At 67.9% G+C, this 16,467-nt stretch carries 14 protein-coding genes and 1 other RNA gene; 8 read left to right on the top strand and 7 right to left on the bottom strand.

All coding sequences use genetic code 11. The annotated features are described in order from the left end of the window. Nucleotides 1-24 precede the first annotated feature (24 nt). The gene (locus ACZZZD_RS12010; RefSeq protein WP_463435306.1) at nt 25-639 is read left to right on the top strand and encodes a malonic semialdehyde reductase; all 615 of its coding nucleotides are present in this window, start codon (nt 25-27) and stop codon (nt 637-639) included. Nucleotides 640-717: 78 nt separating this feature from the next. Here the strand turns inward: ACZZZD_RS12010 and ACZZZD_RS12005 are convergent, their stop codons facing one another. Next, entirely contained in the window at nt 718-1,440 is a 723-nt protein-coding gene (locus ACZZZD_RS12005) for a c-type cytochrome (RefSeq protein WP_463435304.1), read from the bottom strand. A gap of 142 nt (nt 1,441-1,582) precedes the next feature. Between ACZZZD_RS12005 and ACZZZD_RS12000 the strand changes: the two genes are divergently transcribed. Further along, nucleotides 1,583-2,305: a 3-deoxy-manno-octulosonate cytidylyltransferase gene (locus tag ACZZZD_RS12000; protein ID WP_463435302.1), complete on the top strand. Its 723-nt coding sequence runs from the start codon at nt 1,583-1,585 to the stop codon at nt 2,303-2,305. On the opposite strand, the gene nudC is transcribed toward ACZZZD_RS12000, so the two are convergent. Continuing rightward, the gene (nudC, locus tag ACZZZD_RS11995; protein ID WP_463435300.1) at nt 2,302-3,222 is read right to left on the bottom strand and encodes an NAD(+) diphosphatase; all 921 of its coding nucleotides are present in this window, start codon (nt 3,220-3,222) and stop codon (nt 2,302-2,304) included. The two genes, ACZZZD_RS12000 and nudC, sit on opposite strands and share 4 nt — an antisense overlap. 49 nt (nt 3,223-3,271) lie before the next feature. On the opposite strand from nudC, the gene ffs reads away from it, so the two are divergent. After that, an RNA gene (gene ffs, locus ACZZZD_RS11990) (signal recognition particle sRNA small type) lies at nt 3,272-3,365 on the top strand. A gap of 305 nt (nt 3,366-3,670) precedes the next feature. Then, nucleotides 3,671-5,527 (top strand): DNA polymerase III subunit gamma/tau, encoded by a 1,857-nt coding sequence (locus ACZZZD_RS11985; RefSeq protein WP_463435298.1) that lies wholly within the window; start codon nt 3,671-3,673, stop codon nt 5,525-5,527. A 6-nt stretch (nt 5,528-5,533) separates the two neighbouring features. On the opposite strand, the gene ACZZZD_RS11980 is transcribed toward ACZZZD_RS11985, so the two are convergent. Continuing rightward, on the bottom strand, nt 5,534-6,088 hold the full coding sequence (locus tag ACZZZD_RS11980; protein WP_135194551.1) for an ActR/PrrA/RegA family redox response regulator transcription factor: 555 nt from the start codon (nt 6,086-6,088) through the stop codon (nt 5,534-5,536). An 87-nt stretch (nt 6,089-6,175) separates the two neighbouring features. After that, nucleotides 6,176-7,630, bottom strand: coding sequence for an ActS/PrrB/RegB family redox-sensitive histidine kinase (locus tag ACZZZD_RS11975; RefSeq protein WP_463435295.1), 1,455 nt, complete (start codon nt 7,628-7,630; stop codon nt 6,176-6,178). Nucleotides 7,631-7,674: 44 nt separating this feature from the next. Here ACZZZD_RS11975 and ACZZZD_RS11970 point away from each other — a divergent pair, with 44 nt between their 5' ends. The 3 genes from ACZZZD_RS11970 (at nt 7,675) to ACZZZD_RS11960 (ending at nt 10,515) form a co-directional block, all read left to right on the top strand. Further along, a complete protein-coding gene (locus tag ACZZZD_RS11970; protein ID WP_463435293.1) occupies nt 7,675-8,298 on the top strand; it encodes an SCO family protein in 624 nt (207 codons plus the stop codon). A gap of 251 nt (nt 8,299-8,549) precedes the next feature. Beyond that, complete coding sequence (locus tag ACZZZD_RS11965; RefSeq protein ID WP_463435292.1) at nt 8,550-9,830, top strand: polyhydroxyalkanoate depolymerase; 1,281 nt, start codon at nt 8,550-8,552, stop codon at nt 9,828-9,830. Continuing rightward, nucleotides 9,796-10,515, top strand: coding sequence for a M48 family metallopeptidase (locus ACZZZD_RS11960; RefSeq protein ID WP_463435291.1), 720 nt, complete (start codon nt 9,796-9,798; stop codon nt 10,513-10,515). Before ACZZZD_RS11965 ends, ACZZZD_RS11960 begins: the two co-directional genes overlap by 35 nt. On the opposite strand, the gene ACZZZD_RS11955 is transcribed toward ACZZZD_RS11960, so the two are convergent. The 3 genes from ACZZZD_RS11955 to ACZZZD_RS11945 form a co-directional block, all read right to left on the bottom strand. Then, entirely contained in the window at nt 10,512-11,690 is a 1,179-nt protein-coding gene (locus ACZZZD_RS11955) for a GAF domain-containing sensor histidine kinase (protein WP_463435289.1), read from the bottom strand. The genes ACZZZD_RS11960 and ACZZZD_RS11955 overlap by 4 nt on opposite strands. 94 nt (nt 11,691-11,784) lie before the next feature. Then, complete coding sequence (locus ACZZZD_RS11950; RefSeq protein WP_463435287.1) at nt 11,785-13,881, bottom strand: transglycosylase domain-containing protein; 2,097 nt, start codon at nt 13,879-13,881, stop codon at nt 11,785-11,787. A gap of 106 nt (nt 13,882-13,987) precedes the next feature. Further along, on the bottom strand, nt 13,988-14,938 hold the full coding sequence (locus ACZZZD_RS11945; RefSeq protein ID WP_463435286.1) for an alpha/beta fold hydrolase: 951 nt from the start codon (nt 14,936-14,938) through the stop codon (nt 13,988-13,990). Between the two features lie 377 nt (nt 14,939-15,315). On the opposite strand from ACZZZD_RS11945, the gene ACZZZD_RS11940 reads away from it, so the two are divergent. Continuing rightward, nucleotides 15,316-16,410 carry a Rieske 2Fe-2S domain-containing protein gene (locus ACZZZD_RS11940; RefSeq protein WP_463435284.1) on the top strand — a complete coding sequence of 365 codons (1,095 nt, stop codon included), beginning with the start codon at nt 15,316-15,318 and terminating at the stop codon, nt 16,408-16,410. The last annotated feature ends 57 nt before the right edge of the window (nt 16,411-16,467 follow it).

The raw sequence follows: 16,467 nt of genomic DNA, 5'->3' as shown, positions 1-16,467 counted from the left end.
GCTTTTTAATCAGGACGCTTTCCAATGGCCTATGACGCCATCACCCAACGCGACGCTCCGCTGTCGGACGCCGCCCTGTCGCAACTCTTCACCGAGGCGCGCACCCGCAACGGCTGGACCGATCGCCCTGTCGCGCCGGAGTTGCTGCAGAAGCTCTACGACCTGACCAAGTTCGGCCCCACGGCGGTCAACGCCAGCCCGGCCCGTTTCGTCTTCATCACCTCGCCACAAGCCAAGGCTCGTCTGATCCCGCTGATGAGCGAAGGCAATCAGGCCAAGACCCAGCAGGCGCCGGTCAATCTGATCATCGCCCAGGACATCGACTTCCACGAACATCTGGACGCCTTGTTCCCTCATGCGCCAGGCGCCAAGGCCTGGTTCGCGGACGAAGCCGGCCGTCGCGAGAGCGCTTTCCGCAACGCCTCGCTGCAGGGCGGCTATCTGACCATCGCCGCGCGCGCGTTGGGTCTGGACGTCGGACCAATGTCCGGGTTCGACGCGGCGGGCGTGAAGGCCGAGTTCTTCCCCGACAGCAATGTCGAACCGAACTACATCCTCAATCTGGGCTATGGCTCGGACGAGAACCTGTTCCCGCGCTCGCCGCGCCTGTCGTTCGACGAGGCGGCGCAGATTCTCTGAGGCGGCTGCGTCCAGCGCAAACGAAGAAGGGCGGCCCGTCGGGGCCGCCCTTTTGTCGTCTTGGCGTCGCTGTCGCGATCAGTGGTTGGCCGGCGCCGTGCTGGTCGCGGCGGGCGGAGCCGCCGGCGTGGCCTGGGCCGCAGCGGGCGCGCCCTCGGCCGGGGTCGTGCCGGTCGCCTCGGTCGCCGCAGCGCCTTCGGTGACGGGCGCTTCTGCACCAGCGGCAGGCGCAGCCGCGCCGGGCTGACGGGCGGGATCCGGGGCGGGGACAGCAAAGCCGCCCGAGCCTTGCGTACGCAGCCAGGCGATCAGGTTGATGCGCGTTTGAGTGTCGCGGATGCCGGCGAAGGACATCTTGGTGCCGGGGACGTATTTGGCCGGGGCGGTGATGAAGCTGTTGAGCTGGTCATAGCCCCAGGTCGGCTCTTCGGCCTTGTGCTTGGTCATCGCGTCGGAATAGGCGAAGCCCGGACGGTGCTCGACCGGACCACCGACCACGCCCCACAGATTCGGACCGATCTTGTCGGCGCCGCCCTGGTGCGCGTCATGGCAGGCCTGGCAGCGCGCGAAGGCGGCCTCGCCGGCGGCGAGATCGGCCGTCGGCAGGACCGTGCCCCAGTCGGGCGCCAGTTCGGGCGCTTCACCGCCGGCGGCCTCGTCCGGCGCATCGACGAAATAGCCCATCTTTTCCGGGGGTTCGGAATGATAGATCAGGCCAGAGGCCTGTTGCACGACCAGGATGACGAAGGCCGTCCCCAGAGCCGCACCGAAAATCTTGTTCCACTTAAGATCGCCGCTCATGCGCCTGGTCGAATCCCTCTGCCGGCCGGGCCCCTCGAAAACACGCCCCGGACATAATCTTGCGTTGGCGTCTCTGGCACGGTAGCGCCGCCTTCGCAACCGGCCCGGTACGCGTTGGGCCAGACAGGCGTCAGGGAAGTCGATGAATCCGTTGATAATGATACCCGCTCGCATGGCGGCGACTCGTCTGCCGAACAAGCCGCTGGCGCTGATCGGCGAGGTGCCGATGATCGTGCGGGCCTATCGCCAGGCCGAGGCCTCGGGCCTGCCGGTCGTGGTCGCCGCCGGCGATCCCGAGATCGTCGAGGCGATCGAGGCGGCGGGGGGAAGGGCCATATTGACCGACCCAGCCCTACCCTCGGGCTCGGATCGCATCCGGGCCGCCGTAGACGCCATCGATCCGGAAGGCGATTTTGACGCGGTCATCAACGTACAGGGCGACATGCCCTTCGCCAGCCCCGGCCTGGCCGTCGCCTGCGCCGCCATCCTGCATGGCGAGCCGACGTGCGACATCGCCACCCTGGTCGCCACCGAGGCAGAGGCGTCGGACCGGACCAATCCCGACGTGGTCAAGGCGGTGCTGGCGTTGGGTGAGAACGAGCGCCAGGGCCGCGCCCTCTATTTCACCCGCTCGACCCTGTATGGCGACGCGCCCATCTGGCGGCACATCGGCGTCTATGGCTATCGCCGCGAGGCCCTGAACCGCTTCTGCGCCGCGCCGCAATCGCCGCTGGAGACGCGTGAGAAGCTGGAACAGTTGCGCGCCCTGGAGATGGGGATGCAGATCTGGGCCGCCGTCATCGACGAAGCGCCCCTGTCGGTCGACAATCCCGCGGACCTGGAGGCGGCGCGGACGTTGGCCTAGGCCTCCTCGACCCAGGCTTGGATCAAACTGTGGGCGATGGCGAAGGGGGGCGGGGCCTGGATGGTGGGGTGTTCGCCGGCCAGCACTGCGCGCGCCTCGGCCCGCGTCAGCCAGGCCACCGATTCCAGCTCGGTCTGGTCGGGTCGGGCCTGATCGTCCGAGACCTCGGCGATCAAGCCGATCATCAGTTGCGACGGGAAGGGCCAGGGCTGGCTGGAGTGATAGGCCGTGGCGATCACGGTCAGACCGGCCTCTTCCTTGACCTCTCGGGCGCAGGCCTCCTCGATGGATTCGCCGGGCTCCAGGAAACCGGCCAGGGCCGACATCCGCCCCTCGGGCCAGGCCGCCTGACGGCCCAGCAGACAGATGGGTTCCGCGCCGCCTTTATAAACCGGCAGCATGATGGTGACCGGATCGACGCGCGGGAAATGCTCGCTCCCGCAGGCCGGGCAGCGGCGCTTCCAGCCGCCTGAGGCCGTCTCGGTCAGCGTGCCGCAGTTGGCGCAGAAACCGTGCCTGCGCCGCCAGTCGAACAGGCTCTTGGCCCCACCCGCCATGGCCGCATCCGCCGCCGGCAGGACGGCCGCCGCCGCCCGCAGCTCTTGAAAGGCGCCGACGCCCGACAGCGGCCCGTCGGTCGGATCGATGGAGCCCTCGAACTCGATGGCGAAGACGGGTTCGTCATTCCAGAGGCCCAGAAACGCCTCGCGATCCCGCACCAGGGTGCGCGCATGGCTTATCGCCAGCCAGGTCAGGCGCGGCCCCTCGGCCGTCTCTGCGATCAGGGGCCGACCTTCCCACAGGACCATGGCCTGGGCGTAGGGCTTGCCTGCCTGCTCGGCCAGCCAGTCGGGATCGTTGCGCAGGTCGCCGGCCCGATCGAGCGGATTGCCGGCGAAGGTGTTCTGATGGGCCATGCGGGTTTTGTAGCTCTTGATTCCGACGGCCGCACCCGTCATATCTCCGCTCGGAGATCGCGGGCGAAGGTTTCGCCAACTTGGTCAGGGCCGGAAGGCAGCAGCCACAACGAATTCCCCTTCGGGTCGCGGTCTCTACTTCTCTCTTTCTTTGGGCGCTACGCTCGCGACGCGGTCGCTCGCTGCTTGAGCGCGATTGTGCGCTATCCCTCGCCGCATGGCGGGTCTCTGCTTGAGCGCGTGCGCGTCTCCCTTCTCCCCTCGGGGGAGAAGGTGGCTCGCGGAGCGAGACGGATGAGGGGGCTGCCAGACGCAGGACAGCTCTTGCCGTCAGTGGGGCGGACAGAGCCCCCTCATCCGAGCCCTTCGGGCCCACCTTCTCCCCCGAGGGGAGAAGGGAGATTGAATCGCTTCTACCCGCCCCGGACCCGCTGTAAGACTTCTCCCCATGACGGACAGCGACACGAATCTCGACGGCCCGCCTTGGGAAGAGGACGACGTCGTCCAGCGCGACGAGAACACCGACGACATGTTCGGCGCGCCCGCTGCGGCGCCTGAGCCGGTCGCGGCGCCCGTCTCTGCGCCTGTCGTGGGCAAGCCCGCCCCCGCCCATGCCGATGTCGAGGCCCATGTGGACGACGGGGCGGCCTATCAGGTGCTGGCGCGCAAATACCGGCCGCGCACGTTCGAGGATCTGATCGGGCAGGAGGCGATGGTGCGCACCCTGACCAACGCCTTCGCCACCGGCCGGATCGCCCACGCCTTCATGCTGACCGGGGTGCGGGGCGTCGGCAAGACGACCACCGCCCGTCTATTGGCGCGCGCCCTGAACAACGAGACCGACGTCATCGACAAGCCGTCGCTGACCCTGACCGCCCACGGCCGGCACGACGCCGCCATCATGGCCGGCCAGCACATGGACGTGATGGAGATGGACGCGGCGTCCCACACCGGCGTCAACGACATTCGCGACATCCTGGAAAGCGTCCGGTATGCGCCGGTCGAGGCACGCTACAAGGTCTATGTGCTGGACGAGGTCCACATGCTGTCGACGCAGGCGTTCAACGCCCTGCTGAAGACGCTGGAAGAGCCGCCGCCCCACGCCAAATTCATCTTCGCCACCACAGAGATCCGCAAGGTGCCGGTGACGATCCTGAGCCGGTGCCAGCGGTTCGACCTGCGCCGCGTAGAGCCGGAGGTGCTGGTCGAGCATCTGGGCCGGATCGCGGATCGCGAAGGCATGAAGATCGAGACGGACGCGCTCGCTTTGATCTCGCGCGCGGCCGAGGGGTCGGTGCGCGACGGGCTGAGCTTGCTGGATCAGGCCCTGGTTCAGGCCGAGCGGGGCGAGACGGTAAAGACCGAGACGGTGCGCGACATGCTGGGGCTGGCCGACCGGACCCAGACCATCGCCCTGTTCGAAAGCGTCATGGCCGGCCGCACGCCCGAGGCGCTGGAAAGCTTCCGCACCCTTTACGGTTTCGGCGCCGATCCGGTGCAGGTGACCAACGACCTGCTGGAACATTGTCACGCGGCGTCGGTCGCAAAGATGCTGGGTCCGAACGCGACGCGCCTGCCCAATGACCAGGCGCAGAAGCTGGCGGCCCTTGGCGCGGCCATTCCGGCGGCGACCCTGTCGCGCACCTGGCAGATGCTGCTGAAGGCGCTGGACGAGGTCCGGCGCGCGCCCAATCCGGCCGATGCGGTCGAGATGGCCATCGTGCGTCTGGCCTATGCGGCCGATCTGCCGGGACCGGAGGAGGCGCTGAAACGGCTCCAGTCCGGCGAACCGCTGGGCGGCGGCTCGGCCCCGCGTGGCGGCGGTGGAGGCGGCGGCGGTGGAACCTCGGCGCAGCTGGCGGCGCGGCCGGTGATGGCCCCCGCCCTGCCCGATCCGCAGACCTTCGAACAGGTCGTCGCCCTGATCGGCGAGAAGCGCGAGGTCGGGCTTCAGATGGACGTGGAGCGGTATGTGAAGCCGGTCTCGTTCAAGCCCGGCGCCATCGTCTATGAAAGCGTCCAGGGCGCGCCCATCGAACTGGCGCGCAAACTGTCGGCGCGTCTGCGCGAATGGACCGGGCGCACCTGGCTGATCGCCGCCAACGGTCAGGGCGGCGCCGAGACGGTGATCGAACTCCAGAAAAAAGCCCGCGCCGCCGAACGCGCCGAGGTCGAGGCCAATCCCTTCATCAAGGCGGTGATGCTGGCCTTCCCGGGCGCCAAGCTGGGGGAGATCAAGACCATTGCCCCGACCGTGGTCACCCCGGAAATCCCCGATGCGTCCGAGGACGACGACGAGGATTGAGCCGCGCTACCTCGGCGCGCGTTTGGCCAGGATGCGTTGCAGGGTGCGGCGGTGCATGCCCAGGCGGCGGGCGGTTTCCGAGACATTGTGGTCACACAGCTCATAGACGCGCTGGATATGCTCCCAGCGGACCCGGTCGGCGCTCATGGGGTTTTCGGGTGGCTCGGGCGAATCGCCGGTGGCGAGGAGGGCCTTGACCACGTCGTCGGCGTCGGCGGGCTTGGACAGATAGTCGACGGCGCCGGCCTTGACCGCCGCGACCGCCGTGGCGATGGCGCCGTATCCGGTCAGCATGACGATGCGGGCGTCCTCGCGCTTCTCGCGCACGGCCTCGACGACCTTGAGGCCGTTGCCGTCCTCCAGCCGCATGTCCAGCACGGCGAAGGCCGGGGCCTTGTCGCGCAAGAGTTGGGTCGCCTCGGCGACGGACTCGGCGGTGGTCACCTGAAAGCCGCGCGCCTCCAGCGCGCGACCCATGCGGGTGCGCAGGGCCTGGTCGTCGTCCAGCAGCAGCAGGGACTTGTCGGGCAGGGCGGCGATGCGGGCTTCTAGTTCAGACATTCGGTTCTCTCCTGCCGCTTCAAGTCGGGACGGGTAGCGTGCGGGTCAAGGCCAAGGTTCCGCCTGCGACGCTAAGACCCAATCCGCTCATGCCGCGACTTCCAGCGCCGGGCGCGCCCAGCGCACGGCCACGCGGGCGCCGCGCGGTGCGCCCTTGGTCTCGGATTGCGCCAAGCCCTGGCCCACGCTGACCGAGCCGCCGGTGCGTTCCAGGAGGGTGCGGGCGATGAAGAAGCCCAGGCCCATGCCGCCTTGGCTGGGGGCGATGGGGGCCTCCACCGTTGCCCGGCGCTTGGACGGGCGGGCGGCGGCGGCGATCTGGGCGGCCAGGGCCTGGCGCGCCTTGCCCTGGGGGCGACTGGTCACATAGGGTTCGCCCAGGCGGGGCAGGATGTCGCTGGCGAAACCCGGTCCGTCGTCGAGGATGTCGATCTCGATCCAGCCGGCGTCGACCACGGCCTGGACCCGCACGGTGGTCGCAGCGAAGTCGGCGGCGTTCTCGACCAGGGTGGACAGGCCGTGGACCACCTCGGGCAGGCGGCGCACGCGCGGCGCGGGCTGGCCGGGCGGCGTCTTCACCAGCACCTCGAACGCCAGGTCGAAGCCGCGGTGGGGTTCGACCACCTCTTCCAGCAGGGCCTTCAGCGACACATCGGCATAGAGGGCGTCGTCGCCCTCGGGCTGTTGCGACAGCTGGGTCAGGATGCCCCGGCAGCGTTCGGCCTGTTGCAGGATCAGGGCGGCATCCTCTGCCGCATCGCTGTCGGGGGCCGAGGCGCGTTGCAGCTCCTTGGCCACGACCTGAATGGTCGCCAGCGGCGTGCCCAGTTCGTGCGCCGCCGCCGCCGCCAGACCGCCCAGGGCCGCCAGCCTCTGTTCGCGTTGCAGCACGTCCTGGGTCGTGGCTAGGGCCAGCTCCAGCTTTTCCGCATCGGCCGCCACCCGCCAGGCGTATCCAGCAGTGAAGACCACGCCCGTCACCAGAGCCATCGCCATGCCCAGCCGATACAGGGTCGGCAGGTGGAAATCCTCGTACGGGCGCCAAGGCAGAGGCTCGGACCAGAAGAACAACAGGCCCACCGCCATCAGGGCCAGCGCGCCCAGCATCAGGGCCTGGCGCGCCGGAAGGGCCGCCGCCGCTATGGTCACGGGCGCCACCAACAAGAGGCAGAATGGGTTCTCCAGCCCGCCCGTCAGGGCCAGCAGCACGCCCAGCTGGAAGATGTCGAAGCCCAGGTGGATCGCCGTCTGGCGCCCATCCGGCAGGCTGGCCTCCAAGCGCCGCACCCGCGCCATCGCCCCCAGGTTCACCACCGCGCTGATGGCGATGACGATCAGGCAGGGCCAGAGCGGCAGGGGGAAGTGCAGACCCTGATGCGCCGTCAGAATCGCCGCGCTCTGACCGATGATGGTCAGCCAGCGCAGAACGATCAGGGTGCGAAGGGAAAAGCCTCGCCCTCGCCGTGGCGCATCGCGCCAATCGTCCAGCGGATCGGATGAGGACGCGCCATGCGGCGCAATGCGGGCTTCTGTCGAGGTCACGCCGCTTCTATAGACCGATCAGATCCGTTTCGTGAGAGGCCGTCATGCCGCGTCGTTCCATCCTGCTGTTCGCAGGCGCCTGTATCGCCATCGCCGTGGCCCTGGCCATCATCACCGTCGTGGTGGTGAGCGGACGCAGCCCCACGTCAAACGGCGCCGAGATCACATCGACCGGCCAGCCGCTGGTCGGCGGTGATTTCAACCTGGTCAACCAGGATGGTCAGCCCGTCGATCAGACGATGCTGAACGGCAAATGGAGCCTGGTCTTCTTCGGCTTCACCTACTGCCCCGAGTTCTGCCCCACGACCCTGGCGGAACTGGCCGTCGTGCAGCAGCGGCTGGGCGAAAAGGCCAAGGACCTGCAGATCGTCTTCGTCAGCGTCGATCCCCAGCGCGACACACCCCAGGCGCTGAAGGACTATCTGTCGTCCGACGGCTTTCCCAAGGGGACCATCGGCCTGACGGGCACGCCGGAACAGGTGGCGACGGCGGCCAAGGCTTACCGCGCCTTCTACGAGAAGGTCGGCGAGGGCGAGGCCTATACGATGAACCACTCCCTGACCGTCTATCTGATGGGGCCGGACGGCAAGTTCCGCACCGCCGTCGCCTATGGGATGGGTCCGGACAAAACGACCAAGATCATCGAGGACGCGATCACGCGGGGGTGAATCTTCCCCCTGCTCGTCATCCTAGGCCTTGTGCCTAGAATCCATACGCTCGGTGTATGAGGTTCGGCGGCCGGCGTCTGTCGATCAACGGACGGGTTCGAGTCTATGGATCCTAGGCACAAGGCCTAGGATGACGGGGTGTCGTGGGAGCTCATCCGACTAAGGGCTATTCCGCTGCCTCATAATCCTTTTGCAGGGTGATGCATTATATGTTGCCCTGCACAAACGGCGATGGGCCGTAACGGATCGTCATGCTCTACGCATTTCATGAACTCGCCTACCAATCGGCCCTGCCGTTCCGGGTCGGCGCCCAGATGGCGCGCAACTTCTGGACCTCGCCCTTCAATCCGGCGTCGGACACCGCGATCGGGCGCACGGCCTACGCCTCGGCCGAGCTGTTCGAGAGCGTCACCCGGCGATACGGCAAGCCGGACTGGAAGCTGGAAACCCTGGAGATCGGCGGCAAGACCGTCCGCACCACCGAACAGGTGATCTGGCAGAGCCCCTGGTGCCGCCTGGTCCGGTTCGCGCGCAACATCGGCGACCTGAAGCGCGCGGGCAAACCCGTCGCCGCGCCCGCCGTCCTGATCGTGGCCCCGCTGTCGGGCCACTACGCCACCCTGTTGCGCGGCACGGTCGAGGCCTTCCTTCAGGACCACGACGTCTATGTCACCGACTGGATCAACGCCCGCCAGGTGCCGATGCTGGAGGGCCGGTTCGACTTCTTCGACTATATCGACCACGTCCGCATGATGCTGGCCGAGATCGGCGGCCGCGCCCATGTCGTCGGCGTATGCCAGCCCGGCCAGCCGGTGCTGGCGGCCGGGGCCGTGATGGCCGAGGACGGCGACGAGAACCGGCCCCTGTCCATGACCTTCATGGGTTCGCCCATCGATGCGCGCCTGTCGCCGACCGTGACCAATCAACTGGCGGAGGAGAAACCCTTCACCTGGTTCAAGTCGAACATGATCCACACCGTGCCCCTGCCCTATTCCGGGTTCGGGCGACGGGTCTATCCGGGCTTCGTTCAGCTCTACAGCTTCATGTCGATGAACGAGGCGCGCCACCGCGATGCGCACTGGGACTATTTCAACAGCCTGATCGACGGCGACGGCGACGGGGTCGACAAGCACGAGGAATTCTACGATGAATATCTGTCGGTGCTGGACCTGACCGAGGAGTTCTATCTCCAGACCATCGACATCGTCTTCCAGCAGCATCTGCTGGCGCGGGGCCTCTTGGAACATCGCGGGCGCAAGGTGGATCTGACCAAGATCACCGACATCGGCCTGATGACCGTCGAGGGCGAGAAGGACGACATTTCCGGCGTCGGCCAGACCCAGGCCGCGCACGGTCTATGCCCCAACATCCCGGAGGATCGCCGCGTGCTCTATGTCCAGCCGGGCGTGGGCCACTACGGCGTGTTCAACGGCCGTCGTTTCCGTGACGAAATCTATCCCCGCGTCCGCGATTTCATCGCCCAGAACGAGGCTGTCGGTGGCGTACCGCAACGATCAGCGGCTGCCGCTTGACGAAGGGGGCGGTTCCGGCCCCACGCTGAGACTGTCCGTCAATCCACGCGCGCGACGCCTGTCGGTGCGGATCGATGCGCGGGCGGGCGAGGCCGTGGTCATCGCCCCGACCGAGCGCGCCCTGACCCAGGCCGTCTCCTTCGCACGCACCAAGTCCGTCTGGATCTGCCAACGGTTGGCGGTGCGGCCCAAGGGTCGGCCGCTGGAGCCGGGACAGGTCATCTCCCTGCGCGGTCGCCCTGTGCGGCTGGAAGCCGTGCCGGGCGCCGGCGCAGCGCGGCTGGTCGAAGAGGGAACCGTCATCCGCTCGGGCGGCGAGGGCGAGGCCTATGCGCGGCGGGTCGAGAACCTGTTGAAACGCGAGGCGCGCGATACCCTGCTGGAACGCACCGACCACCACCTGCGCGCCCTGGGGCAAAAGCCGGTGAAGATGTCGATCGCCGACACTCGGTCGCGCTGGGGCTCGTGCAGCCCGCACAACCGCACCATCCGCTATTCCTGGCGCGTCATCATGGCCCCGCCGCCGGTCATCGACTACCTCGCCGCCCACGAGGTCGCCCACTTGGTCCACGCCGACCACAGCCCGGCCTATTGGTCCGTGGTCGAACGTCTGGTCGGGGATCACAAGCCGTGGCGAAAATGGCTGAAGGATTACGGCGGGGCCCTGCACGCCGTGGGGCGTTAAAGCGCCTGAACGACCGGCATGCGGAAGACGAACCGGGTCTCGGCCTCGTCCGAGACGACCGTCAGTTCGCCATCGTGGGCGGTCGCGATCTGGCTGGCGATATAGAGGCCCAGCCCCAGGCCGTCGCGCACATCGGTCGTGTCGCGCCGGTTGAAGGGCTGGAACAGGCGCGGCTGCACCGTCGCCGGAATAGGTCGGCCGCCATTGGCCACGGACAGTTCGAACGTCTCGCCCACCACGGCGGCGGCCACCCGCACCGGCTGATTGGGATCGCCATGCACAAGGGCGTTGGCCAGAAGGTTGGACATCAGTTGGGCGATCCGGTCGGGGTCGCCCGGCACCGCGCCGACCAGGACGATCTCGGTTTGGACGATCCGGCCGGGGTGGGCGGCGCGTAGTTCGTCCACCACCTGATGCAGCATGGCCGGCAGCTCAGTCACGGGGCGTCGCGCCAGGCTGAGCCCGCCGCCCAGACGGCCGCGGGCGAAATCCAGCACGTCGTTGATCAGCCGGCTCATTCGGCCCGCCGAGCCACGCATCTCGCCCAGGATCCGGCGCGTGTCCTCGCCCGTGACCTTGCGCTCGAGTAGAGTCGCGCCCGCTTCGATCGCCGCCAGGGGATTACGGAGATCGTGGCCGAGGACGGCGATGAACTGGTCGCGCAGTTCCGCGGTCTCGCGCGCATCCAGCAGGGCGGCCTCGGACTGAGCCAATCGGCGGCCGGCATCCAGTTGACTGGCGATCAGGCGGGCGAACAGTTCGAACATCCGCACCGTCTCGGGCCGCGAGGCCGGGGCCGGCTTGGGGTCGATGGCGCACAGGGTGCCGAAGAAATCGCCGTCGTCCAGAACGATGGGCACGGCGATATAGCTTTCCAGCCCATAGGCCTTGGGCGTGTGGTGGTCGCGCCAGAGCTGGTCCGCCGAAGCTTGGTCGAAGGCGATAGGAGCACGGGTCTGGCGCACCTCGTTGCACAGGGTCGAGCGGATCGGCAGTTCGCCCCCGACCGGCAGGCCGAAGTTCACCTCGTCCAGCACGGCGCAGGCCAGCCAGCGATCCTCGGTCACATGGGCGACGACGACATAGCCCATGCCGGTGACGCGGGCGCAGACCTCCAGAATGTCGTTGACGTCGTCCAGGGCGGCGACAGCGGCCGTCTCCGGCGTCTCGATCACGAGCGTCGTCGTTTCATCGTCGTTCGTTGCGCTCACCGACATGCCGTCAACGTAACGGCAAAATCAGCGCGTGTTAAGCGCGCCCCGCCCTGGGTCAGAAGAACAGGGCGTCGCCCTTGCGTTCGGGCGGCTGGCGGCCCTCCGGCTGCGGGTTTGGCGCGTCTCGGGGCGCGAGCTGAGGCGCATTCGGACGCATCATCGGCTGCTGCGGCGACGGCTGCTGAATCTGCCCCTCCGGGTCTTCGACATAGGGCTCGCCCAGCAGCGGATCGACGGGTTCGACCGGCAGGCCGTTGTGGTCCAGGCCGCTCATCAGGTCGCCGACGGGATCGGGCGCGACCCAGCCCTCTGGCATGGCCGGGCCGTCGGGGATGCGGGGGGCGTTCAGGCGCGGCAGGGCCGCCTCCATGAAGCCCTTCCAGATGGCGGCGGGCGACGAGCCGCCCGTCACGCCGCGCATGGCGGTGTTGTCGTCCTTGCCGACCCAGACGGCGGTGACGAAGCCGCCGGTGTAGCCGACGAACCAGGCGTCCTTGTAGTCCGAGGTCGTGCCCGACTTGCCGGCTAGGTCGCGGCCAGCGATCGCCACGCTGCGCCCCGTGCCGCTGGTGACCACGCCGCGCAGCATCTGGTTCATGTAGTAGAGCGACGGATTGTTGATCGCCTGGCCGCTCTGGCCCGTCTCGCGCTGATAAATGACACGGCCCTGGGGCGTGCGGATGCGGCTGATGCCATAGGCGTCGACGCGGCGGCCGCCGTTGGCGAAGGCGTCATAGGCGGTGGCCATCTCCAGCGGCGAAACCTCGACGGCGCCCAGGGCCATGGCCGGCTCCAGGCCGATGCGGCTTTCGATGCCCAGGCGGCGCGCGGCGCGGGCGACGCTGTCGCGACCGACCTGATCGGCGACATAGGCGGCGACCGTATTGGTGGACTGGGCCACGGCCTGGGCCAGGGTCATATTGCCGCTGAAGGCGCCGGAATAGTTGCGGGGCGACCAGGCGCCGATGGTGATCGGCTGATCGACCACCGGGGTCTGGGGCGTGTAGCCGGCCTCGACCGCCGCCAGATAGACGAAGGGCTTGAACGCCGAACCCGCCTGGCGTTTCGCATCGACGGCGCGGTTGAACTGGCTGTCGGCGTAGGAGGCGCCGCCGATCATGGCCCGCACCCGGCCGTCGCCGTCCAGGGCCACCAGGGCCGCCTGCTGCACGCCCTTGCCTTCGTCGCGGTCCAGGATGCGACGCACCGACCGCTCGGCCGAGGTCTGAAGCGTCAGGTCCAGGGTGGTCTCGACCACCATGTCCTCGGTCGGTTCGCCGACCAGGCTGCGGATCGACTTGTCCAGCCAGTCGATGAAATACTGGGCGTGCTGGGTCGCCAGGGTGCGCGAGACGATGACCGGCTGGGTCACGGCCTGTTCGCGCTGGGCCGCAGTGATGACGCCGGCCTCTTCCATCTCGTTCAGGACGACGGTGGCGCGGGCGGCGGCGCGCTCGCTCTCGGACACCGGCGAATAGCGTGACGGCGCCTTCAGCAGGCCCGCCAGCAGCGCGGCCTCGCCCACGGTCAGGTTCTTGGCCGACTTGTCGAAATAGCGTTGCGAGGCCGCCTCGATCCCATAGGCGCCGGCGCCGAAATAGACCCGGTTCAGATACAGGGCCAGGATCTCCTTCTTGGAGAATTTCATCTCCAGCCAGACGGCCAGCATCAGCTCCTGCACCTTGCGGCGCATGTTCTGGTCGGGCGTCAGGAACAGGTTCTTGGCCAGTTGTTGCGTCAGGGTCGAACCGCCCTGCACCACGCGGCCGGCGCGCATGTTCGTCGCCATGGCGCGGGCCATGCCGATCGGGTCGAAGCCGGGGTGGTGATAGAAGCGCCGGTCCTCGATGGCGATGAAGGCCGCCGGAACATAGTCAGGCAAGGCGTCCAGATCGGCGGGCGGCGCCATCTGCGTGCCTCGCGTCGCGATCAGGGCGCCGTTGCGATCCAGATAGGTGATGGAGGGCTGGCGATCGACCTGGTACAGGCTCGACGTATCCGGCAGGCCGCGCGCGAAGACGGCGAAAAAGACGACCAGGAATATCAACCCCCAGACGGCCAGCACCGCGCTCCAGTAGAACAGCCGTTGCCAGGCCGACCGGCGGGGCTTGCCCTGCGCCTGTTGTCCGCCCGCGTTAACTGGACCCGCCATGACTATCCTTCAGATGCCGCGCTGGGCGGGTTTTCGTTCATGGGCTGTGTATCGCGTATGAACGACCGCCGAAACGGTCCCGCCGACTTCACGGGATCGTGAGCGGCTATTTCGCCGAAAGAAAGGCGTCCAGGTCGGCGTAAAAGACCTGGGGCTGGTCAAACATGATGAAGTGGGCGCTGTCGTCGATGCGCTTCAGTTCGACGCCCTTCAGATTGGCGAATGAGGCCTGATAGATGGCGTCGGTGATCTGGGGCGTCATGCGCGCATCGTTGAACTTGACGTACAGCACCTCGGTCGGAGCCGTGATGCGCGACAGTTCGGGACGCAGGTCAGTGGTGATTAGTTCGCGGAAGGCGGCGGCGGAGACCTTCTGGTCGCTGGTCCTCATGTCCTCAAGCGCCTCGGCGCGGCGGCTCTCGGTGTTGACCATGCCGGTGATGGCGGTCGTGGCCTGGGCGACATAGGCCTCGCGCGGGCTGGTGGATTGGGCGGTCCAGATCTGGTCGGCGACGGGGGTCACGCTTTCGGCGGTCGCACCCGGCGCTGCGAACATCGCCCCCATGAAGGGGATCATGTCCACGACCATCAGTTTGCCCACGCTGTCGGGATGGCGCGCGGCCAGCATCAGGCCGATGGTCCCGCCCAGCGAATGGCCGACCACGGCCGGCTTGGTCAGCCCCTGCTCGCGGATGTAGCGGGCGATTTCCTCGGCGACCGGAGCGGCCACGAGGCTGGGCGTCGCGCCCTGGGCGTTGCCCTCGGCCGGCGCGCCGGCGAAGCCCTGGACGTGGATACGGTGGACGCGCCAGCCTGCGCCGTCCTGGGCCGCCAGATGATCCACCGTCCCCTGCCAGACCTCGGGCGAGGAACTGAGGCCGGGGATCAGGATGATGTCGCGCCCATCCATGTCGCCGTCGACGCGGACATGGATGCGGTCGGAGACGAAGGCTGCAGGGCTGTGGCCGTGTTCGGGGTGGATCCCGTGGCCGTCCTGGGCCGAGGCGACGACCGGCGCGCCTAGCATGGCGGCGGCGATGGCGAGGATGCGGAACATGGCGAAACTTCCCTTGGACGACCTGAGCGGCGTTCTTCGAACAAGACATAGCCCCGCCGCGACAGGCAGGGGAAGCCTGCGCATCTTTCCTTTCGTCATCCTCCGGCGCGAAGCGACCGGGGGAGCCAGCGGCGCGCGTGAGCGCGAAGCTGTCGCGGGGTGGATGTCCGAGCATCGCAGTGGACACATCGCCTTCGGCGCCGCTGGCTCCCCCGGTCTGCGCCGCGAGCGGCTTGCCGGAGGATGACGAAAGGAGAGGAGGCTTTTGGACAAACCGTCCCGCTTACCTCGGCGCACGCCCTCTATGGCTGCGACGCCCACGCTGTTAAACAGCGCGGATGACCGCCGCTCCCGTTCAGCCTACCCAAGCCACACCCATGGCCGAAGCCGCCCCGTCCAAGGCGGGCGTCAGTCCGTTCGGCAAGGGGTTCGTCACCGACGCCTGGTATTTCGTCGCCCTGGGCCGCGACGTCGCGCCCGCCAGTCTGAAACGCTACGAGATCATGGGCGAGCCGGTGCTGATCGGCCGCACCCGCGCGGGCCAGGTCTATGCGATGCGCGACATCTGCCCCCACCGAGCCGCGCCCCTGTCGGCGGGAAAACTGGTGGAGAAGCCCGGCGAGGGCGAGACGGTCGAATGCCCGTATCACGGCTGGCGTTTCCGCACCGACGGGGTCTGCGCCGCCATTCCGTCCCTGGTCGAGGATCAGGCGTTCGAGGCCAACCGCATCCGCGTGCGGTCCTATCCGGTGCGCGAGAGCCAGGGGATCGTCTTCGTCTGGATGGCGTCGGACGCCCGAAATCCTATGGACCCGGACCACGAGCCGCCGGTCTTCCCCGGCGTGGTCGGCGGCGAGGCCAAGCTGGTCGAGGCGATGGATTTCGACAGCCATATCGACCATGCCGTCGTCGGCCTGATGGATCCCGCCCACGGGCCTTACGTCCACCAGCAATGGTGGTGGCGGTCTGAACATTCGATGCACGAAAAGGCCAAGGCTTTCGCCCCGACCGAGTTCGGCTGGGCCATGGTGCGCCACGCGCCGTCGTCGAACAGCCGTCTCTACAAGGTGCTAGGCGGCGCGCCGGCGACCGAGATCACCTTCCGCCTGCCCGGCTTCCGCTGGGAGCATATTCAGGTGGGCGAAAAACAGGTGCTGGCCCTGACCTGCCTGACCCCGATCACCGACACGAAGACGCGCATCACCCAGATCTTCTGGTCCGACCACTGGGTGTTCGGCCTGGCCAAGCCCTTCCTGCGGATGGGGGTTGTCGCCTTCCTGAAGCAGGACGGCGGCATGGTGAACCTGCAGAACGAAGGCCTGCGCTATGACCCCGCCCTGATCTGGATCGACGACGCCGATCGACAGGCGAAATGGTACCAGCAGCTGAAGCGTGAATGGGCCAAGAGCCGGGCGGAGGACCGGCCGTTCGTCAACCCGATCCAGCCGGTGACGCTGAGGTGGAAGAGCTGAAAGCCGACGTCTCCTCCCCACTTGTGGGGAGGGGGACCGCGAAGCGGTGGAGGGGCT

Source organism: Brevundimonas sp. AC546 (assembly GCF_979258305.1).
Note: the sequence above shows the minus strand (reverse complement) of the source record. Positions and strands in the feature narration are given on the sequence as shown.

What these genes read in the sequence shown, in the direction of transcription:
- ACZZZD_RS12005 (WP_463435304.1), bottom strand. Translation starts at nt 1,440, where the DNA reads ATGAGCGGCGATCTTAAGTGGAACAAGATTTTCGGTGCGGCTCTGGGG.
- ACZZZD_RS11950 (WP_463435287.1), bottom strand. Translation starts at nt 13,881, where the DNA reads ATGGCGGGTCCAGTTAACGCGGGCGGACAACAGGCGCAGGGCAAGCCC.
- ACZZZD_RS11980 (WP_135194551.1), bottom strand. Translation starts at nt 6,088, where the DNA reads ATGTCTGAACTAGAAGCCCGCATCGCCGCCCTGCCCGACAAGTCCCTG.
- ACZZZD_RS12010 (WP_463435306.1), top strand. Translation starts at nt 25, where the DNA reads ATGGCCTATGACGCCATCACCCAACGCGACGCTCCGCTGTCGGACGCC.
- ACZZZD_RS11945 (WP_463435286.1), bottom strand. Translation starts at nt 14,938, where the DNA reads ATGTTCCGCATCCTCGCCATCGCCGCCGCCATGCTAGGCGCGCCGGTC.
- ACZZZD_RS11940 (WP_463435284.1), top strand. Translation starts at nt 15,316, where the DNA reads ATGGCCGAAGCCGCCCCGTCCAAGGCGGGCGTCAGTCCGTTCGGCAAG.
- nudC (WP_463435300.1), bottom strand. Translation starts at nt 3,222, where the DNA reads ATGGCCCATCAGAACACCTTCGCCGGCAATCCGCTCGATCGGGCCGGC.
- ACZZZD_RS11970 (WP_463435293.1), top strand. Translation starts at nt 7,675, where the DNA reads ATGCCGCGTCGTTCCATCCTGCTGTTCGCAGGCGCCTGTATCGCCATC.
- ACZZZD_RS12000 (WP_463435302.1), top strand. Translation starts at nt 1,583, where the DNA reads ATGAATCCGTTGATAATGATACCCGCTCGCATGGCGGCGACTCGTCTG.
- ACZZZD_RS11965 (WP_463435292.1), top strand. Translation starts at nt 8,550, where the DNA reads ATGCTCTACGCATTTCATGAACTCGCCTACCAATCGGCCCTGCCGTTC.
- ACZZZD_RS11985 (WP_463435298.1), top strand. Translation starts at nt 3,671, where the DNA reads ATGACGGACAGCGACACGAATCTCGACGGCCCGCCTTGGGAAGAGGAC.